The sequence below is a fragment of the Allorhizobium sp. NPDC080224 genome (genome assembly GCF_050281005.1).
Classification (GTDB): Bacteria; Pseudomonadota; Alphaproteobacteria; order Rhizobiales; family Rhizobiaceae; genus Allorhizobium.
In genome coordinates, this window is sequence record NZ_JBNNWJ010000001.1 from 2586526 (window position 1) to 2600119 (window position 13594).

15 protein-coding genes are annotated in these 13594 nt (G+C 58.9%); 5 read left to right on the top strand and 10 right to left on the bottom strand.

The window, feature by feature from the left end; all coding sequences use genetic code 11:
- Window positions 1-211: 211 nt before the first annotated feature.
- Genes ACQKP1_RS12825 through ACQKP1_RS12835 form a run of 3 tightly spaced genes read right to left on the bottom strand, consistent with a single transcriptional unit; the run spans window position 212 to window position 2966 of the window.
- The gene (locus ACQKP1_RS12825) at window positions 212-1465 is read right to left on the bottom strand and encodes a Zn-dependent hydrolase (RefSeq protein ID WP_427275529.1); all 1254 of its coding nucleotides are present in this window, start codon (window positions 1463-1465) and stop codon (window positions 212-214) included.
- A gap of 12 nt (window positions 1466-1477) precedes the next feature.
- Entirely contained in the window at window positions 1478-2122 is a 645-nt protein-coding gene (locus ACQKP1_RS12830) for a TenA family protein (RefSeq protein ID WP_427275530.1), read from the bottom strand.
- Window position 2123: 1 nt separating this feature from the next.
- Window positions 2124-2966, bottom strand: a complete 843-nt coding sequence (locus ACQKP1_RS12835) for a BtpA/SgcQ family protein (protein ID WP_427275531.1) — start codon at window positions 2964-2966, stop codon at window positions 2124-2126.
- 25 nt (window positions 2967-2991) lie between these two features.
- Between ACQKP1_RS12835 and ACQKP1_RS12840 the strand changes: the two genes are divergently transcribed.
- Entirely contained in the window at window positions 2992-3903 is a 912-nt protein-coding gene (locus ACQKP1_RS12840; protein WP_427275532.1) for a ribokinase, read from the top strand.
- A 27-nt stretch (window positions 3904-3930) separates the two neighbouring features.
- Here the strand turns inward: ACQKP1_RS12840 and ACQKP1_RS12845 are convergent, their stop codons facing one another.
- The 6 genes from ACQKP1_RS12845 to ACQKP1_RS12870 are packed head-to-tail and all read right to left on the bottom strand — an operon-like array spanning window position 3931 to window position 9624.
- The gene (locus ACQKP1_RS12845) at window positions 3931-4701 is read right to left on the bottom strand and encodes a glutamine amidotransferase (RefSeq protein ID WP_427275533.1); all 771 of its coding nucleotides are present in this window, start codon (window positions 4699-4701) and stop codon (window positions 3931-3933) included.
- Window positions 4702-4730: 29 nt separating this feature from the next.
- The gene (locus tag ACQKP1_RS12850) at window positions 4731-5795 is read right to left on the bottom strand and encodes a phosphotriesterase family protein (protein ID WP_427275534.1); all 1065 of its coding nucleotides are present in this window, start codon (window positions 5793-5795) and stop codon (window positions 4731-4733) included.
- Window positions 5796-5800: 5 nt separating this feature from the next.
- The gene (locus ACQKP1_RS12855; RefSeq protein WP_427275535.1) at window positions 5801-6802 is read right to left on the bottom strand and encodes an ABC transporter permease; all 1002 of its coding nucleotides are present in this window, start codon (window positions 6800-6802) and stop codon (window positions 5801-5803) included.
- Entirely contained in the window at window positions 6799-7617 is an 819-nt protein-coding gene (locus ACQKP1_RS12860; protein ID WP_006725430.1) for an ATP-binding cassette domain-containing protein, read from the bottom strand. Before ACQKP1_RS12860 ends, ACQKP1_RS12855 begins: the two co-directional genes overlap by 4 nt.
- A complete protein-coding gene (locus ACQKP1_RS12865; RefSeq protein WP_006725431.1) occupies window positions 7614-8564 on the bottom strand; it encodes a substrate-binding domain-containing protein in 951 nt (316 codons plus the stop codon). Before ACQKP1_RS12865 ends, ACQKP1_RS12860 begins: the two co-directional genes overlap by 4 nt.
- Before the next feature lie 37 nt (window positions 8565-8601).
- Complete coding sequence (locus tag ACQKP1_RS12870; RefSeq protein ID WP_427275536.1) at window positions 8602-9624, bottom strand: LacI family DNA-binding transcriptional regulator; 1023 nt, start codon at window positions 9622-9624, stop codon at window positions 8602-8604.
- A 358-nt stretch (window positions 9625-9982) separates the two neighbouring features.
- Between ACQKP1_RS12870 and ACQKP1_RS12875 the strand changes: the two genes are divergently transcribed.
- The 4 genes from ACQKP1_RS12875 (at window position 9983) to ACQKP1_RS12890 (ending at window position 12279) form a co-directional block, all read left to right on the top strand.
- On the top strand, window positions 9983-10186 hold the full coding sequence (locus tag ACQKP1_RS12875) for a hypothetical protein (RefSeq protein WP_427276486.1): 204 nt from the start codon (window positions 9983-9985) through the stop codon (window positions 10184-10186).
- Window positions 10140-10343 carry a transporter substrate-binding protein gene (locus ACQKP1_RS12880; RefSeq protein ID WP_427275537.1) on the top strand — a complete coding sequence of 68 codons (204 nt, stop codon included), beginning with the start codon at window positions 10140-10142 and terminating at the stop codon, window positions 10341-10343. The genes ACQKP1_RS12875 and ACQKP1_RS12880 overlap by 47 nt, the downstream gene beginning before the upstream one ends.
- A 111-nt stretch (window positions 10344-10454) precedes the next feature.
- Window positions 10455-11051, top strand: coding sequence for a helix-turn-helix domain-containing protein (locus ACQKP1_RS12885; protein ID WP_427275538.1), 597 nt, complete (start codon window positions 10455-10457; stop codon window positions 11049-11051).
- Entirely contained in the window at window positions 11044-12279 is a 1236-nt protein-coding gene (locus tag ACQKP1_RS12890; protein WP_427275539.1) for a type II toxin-antitoxin system HipA family toxin, read from the top strand. Before ACQKP1_RS12885 ends, ACQKP1_RS12890 begins: the two co-directional genes overlap by 8 nt.
- A gap of 11 nt (window positions 12280-12290) precedes the next feature.
- Here ACQKP1_RS12890 and ACQKP1_RS12895 read toward each other — a convergent pair whose 3' ends face one another.
- A complete protein-coding gene (locus tag ACQKP1_RS12895; RefSeq protein ID WP_427275540.1) occupies window positions 12291-13217 on the bottom strand; it encodes an ArdC family protein in 927 nt (308 codons plus the stop codon).
- Window positions 13218-13594: the final 377 nt, after the last annotated feature.

The window sequence follows — 13594 nt, forward strand, 5'->3', positions numbered from 1 at the left end:
ATGCCGCGGACCGCTGACGAAATCGATATCGGCCGCGGGTCATCGCAACGGTTGCACCAATGGCTGAGCCTCGCTGCTGAGTCGGGCGGCATTCGCCTAACCGCAAGCCGCTCTAGGCGATAAGGAGGCCCTTGCTGCAGGACCTTAAATAACTTGCACAAAACCATGAAAAGAATCGCGATTTCGTGGAAAGACAAAGCTCCAATTTGGGTTACAGGTCCCGTTTTACAACTTGCCCCATTAACGAGAGCGTCGCCTGCCCCAAAACCTCACAGCCGGCGATGATTTCTAACGGTTCCACATGTTCGGCTTCGTTGTGACTGAGCCCATCGCGGCAAGGCACAAAGATCATCCCCGCTGGCGCGACGCGGTTGACAAACAGCGCATCGTGAAACGCCCCTGAGAGCATCTGCATACTCTCGACCTTGCAGACGGCCGCAGCATCCTTGATCACCTCGCCAAGTGGCTCGGAGAACACGCAGGGCGGCATATCGAAGGCGCGTGAGAACTGTGCATGGCAGCCGTGGCTCTCCGCTTCCTGACCGATCCGCAATTTGACGAGTTCCTCGATCTCGTCCAGCCGCCCTGGATCGGGATGCCGGATATCGACCGAACAGTGAACCTCCTCGGGGATCGCGTTGACCGACCCTGGCTCGGCGGAGATCCGACCAATGGTGAAACGGGCATCCGGATCGCCGGGCATGACGGCTGCGTAGAGGCTCGACAGAGCAGCCGTCAAAGCGTGAAGTGGGTCGCGACGCCAGGCGAGACCCGTCGTGCCAGCATGGGCTGTCTGGCCGGCAACCGTCACATCCAGCCACCGTGTCCCCTGGATGCCTTTCACGACACCGATAGGGATACCCGCCGCCTCAAGCGACGGCCCTTGTTCGATATGCACTTCGAGATAGGCATGGATCGGAAAGCCGAGCGGCAGCATGGCCGCCTCTGGCAGGCTTGCGATCGTCAGCGCCAATTCTTCTGGAAATCCCGCTCCGTCCGTGGCGACCTTGTCACCCCAGGTGGCGGGGATCATGCCTTCAGAAAACGCCATGGATCCCATGCAGCCTGGCGAGAAACGGCACCCTTCTTCATTCGTCCAGGAGACGACGACAACCGAGCGCTCGCACTGGACGTTTTGATCCTCCAGACTTTCCAGGACCTCAAAGGCCGACAGCGTCCCCAGCGCCCCATCGAAGCGACCACCCGCCGGCTGGGTGTCGAGATGGCTCCCGATCAGCAAGGGAGGCAGCGTCGCATCATGCCCCTTGCGCCACACGAAGAGGTTGGCCATCGGATCCTGAAAAACCTCAAATCCCCTCGCAACAGCAAGCCCTGCAAGAAGCTGCCGCGCGTGCCGGTCGCCTTCGGTCAAGGCCTGGCGATTGACGCCCCCTTTGGCTGTACCGCCGATTTCGGCAAAAGACTGAAGACGGGCCAGGAGCCGTCCGCCATTGATTGTCAGCATCGGGGCTCCTCCTCAAAGATAGGGTGCGTCGTGGAAGGCTATCTCGAGCGACTGGGCCTGGCCGAAGATGGCGCTCAGACGCGACCGCTCAGTCTCGCTCATGCCCTCCCCCGCCTGATCCAGTTCAGCCTTCAACCAGAGTGCCTGAGCTGCAAAATCCGGATGGGCGTGCAGGTCCACCCATTCCTTCAGCAAGGGATCGCTGATCTGCCGCGCCGCCGCCTGCCTCGACCAGGTCCAGTACATCCACTCGGCTGCAAACATCGCAGCGACCGTGTCGAGGAAACCGCCGTCGCGCGCAATCGCCAACATGCCGTCCTGAAACGCCGCCACTTCCGGTATCGCATGATCGAAGGCTTGAGGATCGATGCCACGCGCAGCAAAGGTCTTCTCGAAATAGGCAATCTGCTGGTTGGCGAGCGCATCAAGAACGCCGATCAACCAGCGCTTTTGCGCCATCGTCTCGGCCTTGGCAGCGGCGAAGGCGAAGATCGAGATCGCCGTGTCGACGAAGGCGCCTTCAAAGACGAGGTAGCGCTCGAAAACCTCCGTCGGAAGCCGATCGGCCTTGATGTCCTCGATGAAGCGATGGGTTAGCATCGCATCCAAGACTTCAGCATTTTCACGCAGGATCTGCTCGGAAAGTGTTTCCGCCATCTCAGGCCCCCAGACCCGGACGTGCGGCTTCGACAAAGGCTTTCACCCGGGCAAGTTCAACCGGATTCCACCAGACACCACCTTCCTTCAAGGAGGAGGCGACGATCACGCCATTGGTCCGTTTGAGGATTTCGAGGATATTGTCTTTCGTGACACCGGACCCGACCAGGAGAGGCAGATGGGTTGCCGCACCAATGGTCTCGATCTCCTCCACCGTCGCCGAATTTCCGGTCCGCTGACCTGTGGCGATGATCACGTCGGCGTCGAAGAAGGCGAGGTCACGGGTCAGTTCCTCGATGCTGCGATCGGCAGTAATGGCGTGAGCACCGTGCTTGACATGGCTGTCGGCGAAAACTTTCACATGTTCGGCACGCAAGGCGGAACGATACCGCATGGCTTCGGCGGCACGGCCCTCCATGAAGCCTTCATTGGCGACATAGGCATTGGCCCATTGATTCACACGGATGAAGCGCGCGCCACCGGCCATGGCGATGGCGAAAGCCGGGATCGGGGCATTGGCAAGCACATTGATGCCCATGGGAACGCCGGTAGCACGCCCGATACGATCGGCGACGACCGACATGAAGGCGGATGTTTCAGGCCCTATATCGTCAGGCTTGGAGAACGGAATATCGCCATGATTTTCGATGATCAGACCATGCAGACCGCCCTCGATCAAGGCTTCAGCATCACGCATGGCGACGTCGTAGATTGCGTCGACTGACGTCCCTCGATAGCGCGGCGCGCCGGGAAAGGGAGCGCAATGGATCATCCCGATCAGCGCCTTGTCAGTGCCGAATATTTCCCTTATGGCGCTTGAATTGTTATCCGAAATCGTCTGCATTTTCATTTCCTTCCGAAGGCCAGCAATGCCTGCCAATGTTCGTGCTCATGTGATCGGTAACGTCGCTGTCGACGAGACCATATCCGTTTCGACCATGCCGGAAGCCGGGGCTTCCATCCTCGGTCGCGAAGAAACGCGTGACCTTGGTGGCAAGGGTGCAAACCAGGCGGTGGTCATGGGCCGCACGGGTCTGCCCACCACCCTGGTCTCGGCCGTGGGCGAGGATTTCCGCGCCCAGACCATTCGCAATCAGCTGGCACTAGAGCCAGTCGATACCAAGCTCATCACCTTGGCCGGTCGCTCCAGCGACTTTTCCATCATCTTCACGACCCCGGATGGCGAAAATGCCATCGTCACCACCACGGATTCAGCCGGCTCACTTGCGCCAGAAGAAGCCGTCACGGCCCTTGAGGGTGCCACGGCCGGCGACCTTGTGGTCCTGCAGGGCAACCTGAGCGAGGCAACCACGCGTGCCTTGCTGGAGGAAGCCCGCCGTCGCAAGCTGGTCACCGCCTTCAACCCCTCGCCGCTGAGGCCGTATTTCGGGGCCTTCTGGCCATTGGTGGACATCGCCTTCTTGAACCGGGGAGAAGCAGAGAGCCTCACTGGTTCTTCGAATGGTGCTGCGACTGACTGGCTGCTCCAGGCGGGCGTCGCCCACGTCGTCCTGACACTTGGCGGCGATGGCGCGCTGCTCGCCAGCCAGAGTAAACCCGTATCAAACATACCGGCTGTTTCTGCCAAGGCCATCGACACCACCGGTGCCGGCGACACCTTCATGGCCGTCGCTCTCGCGTCGGCTGCCTTGCGCGGCGTCGAACTCGACAGACGCGCCATCAGCCATGCGGCAGCGGCTTCGGCCTTGACCGTGAGCCGCCGTGGCACACGGTCAGCCTTCCCCACCAGTGAAGAGATGCGGTCCATTCTCGCGGGCTGAGACCCGCCCTGATGAACCACAGCGCTCTCAACCCTTTTCGCTAAGCCAGCCCAGGATGTTCTTCCACAGTCGGCCATAGCCCTCCCATTCGCAAAATGCGGGCGACAGCCAGTGGGGACCGATATCGGACGTCCAGGCAGCGCTTCTTCCATTGCCGAGCTTGCCCGTGACCAGCAGAGGATGGCTGCCCTGCTCGTCAGGCAGACGAGCGATCACCTCGACATCGGCGCGGTCCCGCACCTCGACCTCGTTGACGCCGAGAAGCACGGGCCACTCGCCCTCCATACCCGCCACCGTTGGATGGTCCGCCTTGACGATGACGGCCCCCGTTCCCTCCGGTATCTCGACGCGGTCATCATAGGGCAAGCACGTCACCGGAAGCACATCTTCGACGGGTGTGCGACGCCAACGGGCCTTGCCGTCGATACCCTGGAAGGAAAAATAGCCGCCGACCATCAACAGGCCGCCGCCTTTTTCAACCCATGCCTTGATCAGTTTCAGTCTGTTCGGCACCGTCCTGGAATGCAGCCAGACGGCTGGCGGCAGCAACAGGGAATTGGCGCCAATGTCCGAAAGGATGATCACGTCATAGGCGTCCAGCCCCTCCATATCGAAGGGGAATTTTTCCACGGCATCGTGCGCGGTCATGTAGGTCAGATCAAACTCACTGCCCTCAAGCGCTTTGACGAGTGGCTCTGCACCCAGATGGAACGTCACGCTGCCAAACTGGTCAAACCCCTTGTAATGGGTGGCCGAACTGACCCAGCTTTCGCCGACGAGTAGAACTTTCTTTGTCATCTTATCTTCCATGGTTTGTCGTCTGTCGGTCAGGCTTTCGCCTCGAAGACCGATCTTGGATTGTCACGCATGAGGATCTCGAGCTGGCGATCGCTCAGGCCGTGACGCTTCAGTCGCGGCAGAAAATGCTTGAGGATGTAAGCGTATCCATTGCCACCGTACCGGGTCAGCATCATCTTCACGAAGACATCGTGGGAGAGCAGAATACGGTCGATGAGCCCCTTCTCGACCAGCTTGACGATCGCACGCGCAGCCTCTTCGTCGCTCGGGCACTGGACCTGCTGGTCGGCATAAAAGAAATCCATGCCGATCATGTCATATTCCAGAAAGGCTCCGCGTATCGCGAGTTCCTGCTGGTAGGTCAGATCGTCATGCGAGGGGTTCATGTGGCAGAGCACGGTATGACGGAGCTCTGCCCCCTCCCCCTCAACGACATCGAGCACCTTGTGCCCAAGGCGAAACCAGCCCGGCAGATGCACCATCAACGGCAGCCCCGTGCGCCTTTGCGCGCGCGCTGCTGCCCGCAGTGATTTCTCTTCCTGTGCCGTGAAGTCTGAGGAAACACCGATCTCACCGATCAGTCCGATCTTGATCTCGGTGCCGTCCACGCCAACGACCGCCTCCTGGACGATCTCATCGGCGATCTGGTCGATCGACATGTCGGCCACCTTGGCCGGATGTGAGGAGCCAAGATAGTAGCCAGCCCCCATGACGATGTTGAGACCCGCCGCCTCGGAGATGCGTCGCAGCGCTCGCGGATCTCGTCCAATCCCCTGGCATGTCGGCTCGACGACGGTCCGACCGCCATGCGCGGCGAAATCCTTCAATTCAACGATCGCCAGAAGCTCGTCATCCAGCGTGATGTTGTGCTTGTTGACGAAGGGGTCCTGTCGCAGTTCGGACAGGATCTCGATGCACACAAAGCTGTCAGCCAGATACTGGCGTTCTGGCGTTTTGGGAGCGTGCCACCAGCAACGGCAATCATTGAGGATATGCTCGTGCATCAGGGTGACACCGAGCCCGGAGGCAGGGATGGCACCAGCCACCGTCATGACGTTGCCCGAGCGGCTATGGCCTTCAGATAATTCGCTCATTGCCTTCACCTCGTCTTTGCGCCGAAGCGAAAATTGGTTGTGAAGATCTTGGTGTTGAGCCAGATGGCCACGAGAATGATGGCACCAGTAACAATCTGCGTGAAGAACGGCGAGATATGCATCAGGATCAGGCCGTTGCCGATGACGGCAATGGTCAGCGTGCCGAGAACCGTGCCCAGAATGCTCCCGCGTCCCCCCATCAAGGATGTTCCACCGAGAACCACGGCCGCGATCACCTGAAGTTCAAACCCCACCGCAGCATTGGATGAACCTGAACCAAGCCGAGCGGCGATCAACAGCCCCGCCACGGCGCAAGCAATACCGGAGACCATGTAGACGGAGGCAACAATCCATTTGGCCGGCATGCCGACACGCCGTGCCGCTTCGAGATTGGAACCGACCGCGACCACCTGCCGCCCATACTTGGTATAGGCGATGATGATATAGCCGATCACCGCCACCAGCACCGCGATCAGTGCGGGAACCGGGATGCTGAAGAGCTCGCCACGACCAAGCCAGAAAAATCCCGGCGCGTCCTTGATGGGGATCGAGTAGCCCTGTGTCAGCCAGAGAGCAAAGCCTCTGAGAATAGAGAGACCGGCCAGTGTCACGATGAAGGCCGGAATTCCCTGATAGGCAATGAACCAGCCCTGCGCGATGCCGAGCAGCGCTCCGAAACCGATCATGCCAGCCAGAACAAGCGGCCATGGATAGCCCATGGCAAGCAAGATCGCGGCGACCGCATTCACAAGTGCGACCTGCGAACCGACGGATAGATCGATACCACCGGTGATGATGACCAGCGTCATGGCAACTGCCACGATCAGGATCGGTGCTGCCTGACGGACGACATTCAAGATGTTGCCGAAGGTCAGGAAGGTATCGGTCATGGCCGAAAAGAAGAGGAGGCAGGCGATGAAGAAGACGGTGATGGACATCACCTGTGCATGTTCAGACACGAAGTCGGCGATCGGCGAGCCGGACGCGCGTTCAGTATAGGCGGTCAATGTCTCTGCCCTCCGACGATCAGTTGCACGAGGTCCTGGAGGTCCGTGTTGGCGATATTGCGTTCAGCAACCTTGGTGCCTTCGTACATGACGGCGATGCGGTCACAGACGCGGAAGAGATCCTGCAGCCGGTGGGTGATCAAAATGACGGAAACACCCTTTGCCTTTACCCGGTTGATGAGATTGAGCACGGCCTCGACTTCAGCCACGGCCAGAGCCGAGGTCGGCTCGTCCATGATCAGGACCTTGGGATTGAAGGATGCAGCGCGCGCGATCGCGATTGCCTGGCGCTGGCCGCCCGACAGTTTCTCGACCTTTGCATTGAGCCTTGGTATCCGAATTTCGAGCGCATCCAGCATTGCGCGCGCCTCGGTCATCATTCGAGTCCGATCGAGAAACAGACCCTTGGTCAGTTCTCGCCCGAGGAAAAGGTTACCGACAACATCAACATGGTCGCAAAGGCTCAGGTCCTGAAACACCATCTCGATGTTGCGATCGCGCGCATCGGCGGGTCCACTGAATTGAACCTTTTGGCCGTCGACGGTGATCGTCCCGTCATCCGGGATATAGGTCCCGGAAATCACCTTGGTCAGGGTGGATTTTCCGGCTGCATTGTCACCGACCAGGCCTAAGCACTCGCCGGGATAGATATCGAGATCGACGCCGCGCAAGGCCTGATGCGATCCGAAATTCTTGCGGATGCCCTTGAGTGAGATACGGGGCTGGCGAACCGCGCCTTCGCCGGACCGATGGGGGAGGATTTCTCCTCCCCCCGACCCTGCGACAGCGGTTGGGTGCTGTCTGTCAGAGATCATTTGAAGATGGCCCGGTACGGTTCGACGTTTTCCTTGGTGACGATGGTGATCGGAACGGAGATCGTCTTCTCCACCGTGCCGCCATCCGAGATCGTCTTCAGAGCGTCGACGGCTGCCGCACCCATGGCCGCAGGATCCTGCTGGATGACTGCGGTGACGTAGCCAGCATCGATCCCGGCGATGGCCTGGGCGGTCAGATCCCAGCCGAAGACCTTGACGTCAGCCTGCTTGCCCTGGCTCTCCACGGCAGCAATGGCACCCATCAATGCGGGTTCGCCCGTCGCATAGACGGCCGTCATATCCGGGTTGGCGGTGATGAGGTTCTCGGCTGCGGCAAGTGCCGTGTCCTGGACGTTCTGACCGTCGACGACACCAGCGGTGGTCACACCTTCGGCAGCCTTCACCGTGGTCTCGAAACCTTCCTGCCGGACATTCTGGATGGCAGAGTTCAAGGCTCCAACGACGCCGTACTTCACGGAGCCGCCCATGCTGTTCTTCACATAATCGATGAAGAATGCGCCCATATCGGCACCAGCCTTGGCGTTGTCGACACCGATCTGCGCCATTTGCGGCCCTTCAGGCAGGATCGCGTCGATGGCAACCACCGGAATTCCGGCGGCGGCCGCCTGCTGAACGGCAGGCATGATCCCGTTCACATCAATTGCGACGACGGCAAGACCGTCGACCTTCTGCTGGATGTAGGTCTCGATGGCACTGTTTTGTGCGGCCGGATCGTTGTTGGCGTTGAAGATCACCAGTTTCGCACCGGCAGCTTCCGCAGCCTTTTGCGCTCCCTCGTTCATCTGGTTGAAGAACAAGGCCTGCTGGTTGATTTGAACGAGTGCGAAGGTTTTTTCGGCCGAATGAGCGATGGAGCCGAATGAAATGCTTGCAAATGCTGTTGCTGCGAGTGCGGCAGTCACTGTTCTGCGTGTCAGATGTGTCATGTTCTTGTCCTCTGGTTCGGTTCAGCTTCGTTGCTTTTTATGGTTTCGCCGGCGGTGCAACGGAATGCCGCACGACGATTTCGACAGGCAGCAACTCCTCGGAAGCCAGGCTTTCTGAAGTCTGCCAATTCGTTTCAAGAAGAAGCGCCAGCGCACGCTCGCCAAGTGCCCTGACCGGCTGGCGTATTGCAGTGAGCGATGGTGAAAAAAGATGGAGAGGCCCGACATCGTCGAAGCCGACCACCGAGATCTCATCCGGGATGGAGACGCCCTGAGCTCGCAAGACCTCAACCAGTCCGATCGCGATCTCGTCGGAGCTGGCAAAGATTGCAGTTGCCGGCATTCCTTCCGCGATGAAGCGCCTGGCCGCCTCGCGGCCGAACTCGACGGAGAAGCTGCCTTCGTAGCGTGTCACCTCGAAGGGCATACCGGTCTCCAGCAGCGCCCTCTCCAGCCCCCTGTAACGACGGCGGGTGCTGATCATGTCCTGCGGACCGCCGATGTAGACAATTCGCCGATGACCATGCTCAGCAAGGTGGCGCCCTGCCAGATATCCGCCTTCCTCGTTGTCACAAAACAGCTTCGGAACAACAGCGTCGGGCACGTCTTCATCGACGATCACGACTTTGCCAGTCTGATTGATCAGACCGGCCAGAACGCCATCGTCGGGGTGATTGGTCACAAAGATCAGTCCGTCGACATGATTGCGGGCAAGCGCAGTCACATAGGAAATCTCGCGCCCGGGACGATTGAGCGTAACATGCAGCGACAGCGACAGCCCACGCTTGTCGGCCTCCTGCTCCACGGCAGCAACAAGCGTTGCGAAGAATGGGTTGGCGATATCTGGAACGACGAGACCGATTGTATCGGAGCGACCGCGGCTGAGGCGGCGCGCATGAGGATTGGGCTCGTAGCGCAAGTCGCGGATCGCAGTCTCGATCCGCTCTCTGGTCTCTGGCGGCAGCTGGAGCGTGCCGTTGAGCAGGCGGGAGACTGTGGCCACCGAAACGCCGGCGGCTTCCGCCACGTCCTTCAGGCTTGTCGCTGTCGTCCTTGCCATCCCGTCCAACACCCCTATTGCCGATCCGGTATACCGCCTAGTAAAGCGGTTTAGTAAAACGCTTTACTAAACCGCTTTACAGTGCCACCGGCTTTTGGCTTGTCAAGAACAAATTTGAAGGACACGCCGAGGTGACTGCTTCTTTTTTTGGCGAAATTTCCCAGTGGCGAAAACTAAGTCACGACATGGCGCCCGGGAAGAACTTGGCTCAGGCAGCCGATGGCAAGTAAGCCCCGACACGGCAACGAAGGCGGTCCGGGGCTTTTTTTGTGTCATCCATCTGACGCAGTCCCAAGCGATGCGAGCGACCCTAAAGCAGGGGTATCTTGCTGCGAAGGCAGAAAGAAGCATCGGGGAGATGGTCTCGCTGACGCGCGAAACCGCGCCGATCCCGATCCTTTATTCCACCACACTCCCCTATGCTTCCTTGGGACGCGAGGCAGTGGACGGCACCCTGGCCGCGGCCTCCGAGGCCAACGCAAGCACGGACGACCCGTTTCGCCTTGAACCCAAGATTGCAGCCCCCTACGGGGTGCGCAGAACAATACGCCTCGCTGGCTGACGCGGCCATTCGTCAACAAGGCTGTCGCCATGTGATCGGCAAGATCACATCGTGGAGCCGCAAGGATGTACTGCCGGTCATGGAACGACATGGCACCGCTCGGAGCTGTTTTGGGGAACGCCCTCAAGTTTCCAAGCCTCATCTTGATGCAGTATAAAGCATCAGAATCTGATCCTGATGCGCCATACAACATCACCTTGAGAAAACAGCGGTCGTCTGATATCGTAAACGACATCAGATGAGCAAAATGATGCAGAAATAAACATCGATGAAATACGAAACCCAGGAGATCGCGGATCGCCTACGCGAAGCCAGAGAAGCCAGACAGCTCAGCCAACGCGAGTTGAGCCGGTTGGCTGGCGTCCCGCAAGCGCAGATTTCGCGGATTGAATCCAACAGCGTTGATCTGCGCCTGTCGAGCCTCGTCGCGATCGCCAGCGCATTGGATCTGGAGATCGCCTTGGTACCACGCAAGGCGATGCCTGCGATCAAATCGATTACGCGTCAGACCACCGATCGCACTGTGATCCAACCGCCTGCGATCAACAAGGAAATGCAGCGATTGCAAAAGTCGGTTCGCGCCATTCAGATCGAGGCGCCGACCTTGCCGGAGCTGGATGAGCTGCGCAAAGCCACGGCAGCACTCCAGCGTCTCCAGATCGACACGCGGTTTTTGGGCAATCTCCGCTCACTGCGCCAAATGATCGACCACGCCAGACTGACAGAGCACTGGAAGGGCATACTGGACGCGACCAACAGCATGAGAGCGCTCCGCAACCAGATCGCCCAATTCGAGCCGACGAGCGAACAACGCGGCGCCAATCGTCCCGCATACTCGTTAGGTGAGGAGGATGACGATGCCTGATCTATCTGTTTTGAGTGTGCGCCTCTATGGCGAAGACATCGGCACCATCACCTATGTCGGAACAGAAAAGACGCTCTTTGCCTTCAACGATGCCTATGTCGAAAACCGAGACAGACCGTCCCTCGGCCTGCAGTTCAAAGATAGCCTCGGTGACCTGATCACGGACTTTAGGCCGTATAAAATCAAGCTGATGCCCTATTTCTCGAACCTTTTACCAGAGGGCCATCTGCGCCGGTATCTGGCCGACAGGGCTGACATCCATATCGACCGCGAGTTCTTCCTCTTGTGGGTGCTCGGGCAGGACCTGCCCGGCGCGATCACCGTCGTCCCGGCAGACGGTGAAGAATGGCCGGACGAAGCACTCAACATCCTGGAAGGCGAAGCCGCAAAGGAAGCTGCCGAAGATGCCATGCGGTTTTCATTGGCGGGTGTGCAGCTCAAGTTCTCGGCGGTTCAAAGCGCCAGCGGTGGCTTGACCATTCCGACCAGCGGCGTCGGCGGTAATCGCATCGTCAAACTCCCCTCGCGCGAGTTTGAAAACGTTCCGGAAAACGAATTCTCGATGATGAGCCTTGCGAGGATGGTCGGGATCAACGTGCCAGCGATCGGGCTGATCGATGTACGATCGATCGGCAATCTGCCCGATGGCATTGAGAAGATAGGGCAACAGGCCTTCGTCATCGAGCGCTTCGATCGCAATGAAGATGGCAGCGTCACCCATATCGAGGATTTCGCGCAGGTCTTTAACGTCTACCCTGAGGACAAGTACAAGAAAGCCAGTTACCGCAATCTGATATCGGTGGTCGCGTCTGAATCCGATCAGGACGATGTGGCCGAATTCATTCGCCGCCTGACATTCAATGTCCTGATCGGCAATGGCGACATGCATCTGAAAAACTGGTCGCTGATCTATCCTGATCGACGAAACGCCCGCCTTGCTCCTGCTTATGACTTGGTATCGACGATCCCATATATCGCCAATGACAAGTCCGCGCTGACCTTCAGCCGGACGAAAGAGTTCACCGGGTTCACAACCGACGAGCTGGCCCACCTGTCTGCGAAGGCAAATCTGCCCAAGAAACTCGTCCTTGATACAGCCAAGGAAACCGTCGCGCTCTTCATGGAGCGATGGGAGACCGAAAAGGCCAACCTTCCTATGCACCAAGATGTTGTCGAGGCCATCGACAAACATCTTAAGACCTTGCCTGTCGTCACCGGCAAAGAGTGAAAGAATGCGGCCTAAGCCGCACCCCCGATGTCGCACTGCGAGGACGCCAGAGACATCAACCAGTTGCTGGCCTCAGAGGCTTTCGACGCTGCGGTGAACACCGCCTTCTTGTCGGACTTCATCACGGACAACCAGTGCTTGATGTACTGGGCATGATCGAGACGCGGCTCGGGCACCAGACCGAGATCGCCGCACAGGAAGGCAGCCCCCAGTTCGGCGACAAGCTCCTCTATGGCATAGGCTTCAGTGCCAAATCTGCCGGACAGATCGCGTGAAAGACGGCCCTTCGATCCTGACCAATGGGTCAGTTCATGACATAGCGTGCTGTAAAATCCTGCCGCAGCACTCGTGGTGGCAGTGCCCGTGAAGCGGCGACGCTCCGGCATCCGGATGATATCAGTCGAGGGGACATAGCAGGCCTTGTCACCCCTCTCCTCGATGACAGCACCGGTTGCCTTAACGAAGGCTTCGGCGCGAGCAATCGGATCGAAACAAGGCTCTTCGGGGATTTCGGTCTCGTCGAGCGGGAAACCATCCACCTGGGCGGCATTGAAGACCCAGCTGGCACGCAGAACCTTACGTTCGGCCGGTTCGACCTCGCCGGTCTGGTCATTGACCTGCTCGACGTCGAAAGTCTTGTAGAAGACGACGAGCGTGGATTTCTCTCGCCTGCGCACCTGGCAACCGGCCTCTTGCCACTGGCGGTATGTGCCCCAGACATTGGAGGGATAGTCAGAAGCCTGGGCCGCGACCCACAGGCTGACAATGTTCACGCCGTTATAGGGCTTGCGCGATGCGACATTGACGGGACGTGCGACACTTGCCGCCGTGTTGCCGATCCAGGGAAGCTGGAATTCGCCTGCATGTTCGAGGGCATCGACGATGCGGTTGGTGATTTCCTGATGGACATCGAATTTGGATGACGATGATTTCGACATGATTGTCTCCTTTCGCTGTGGAGACCGCGACCATCGCGGCCTGATGGCGTCCGGAGAGACAGACCAAAACAGCCCATGCACCCCGAAGGGGCGGGCGAAGCGAAAAGACGGTGCATACCGTTGCATGGGATGGGAGGGACTGTCAGGAACGCCTAAAGAAGGCAGCTATGGCCGTGGCTCTTTGCGACAGGGACGAAGCTTGATCAGCAAGCATCGAATTTTTGCGCAAACATCATGAAGCATCTCGTCATGGGCACGCGTAGAGCTTGGCGCCATGACATGAGCAACAAAACAACCGACGAGGCCTTGAGACCGCATGGCGCTTGAGCCGGTTTCAGCCACAGCCTGATGTTGACGTTCGGCAACGAGAAGAACAG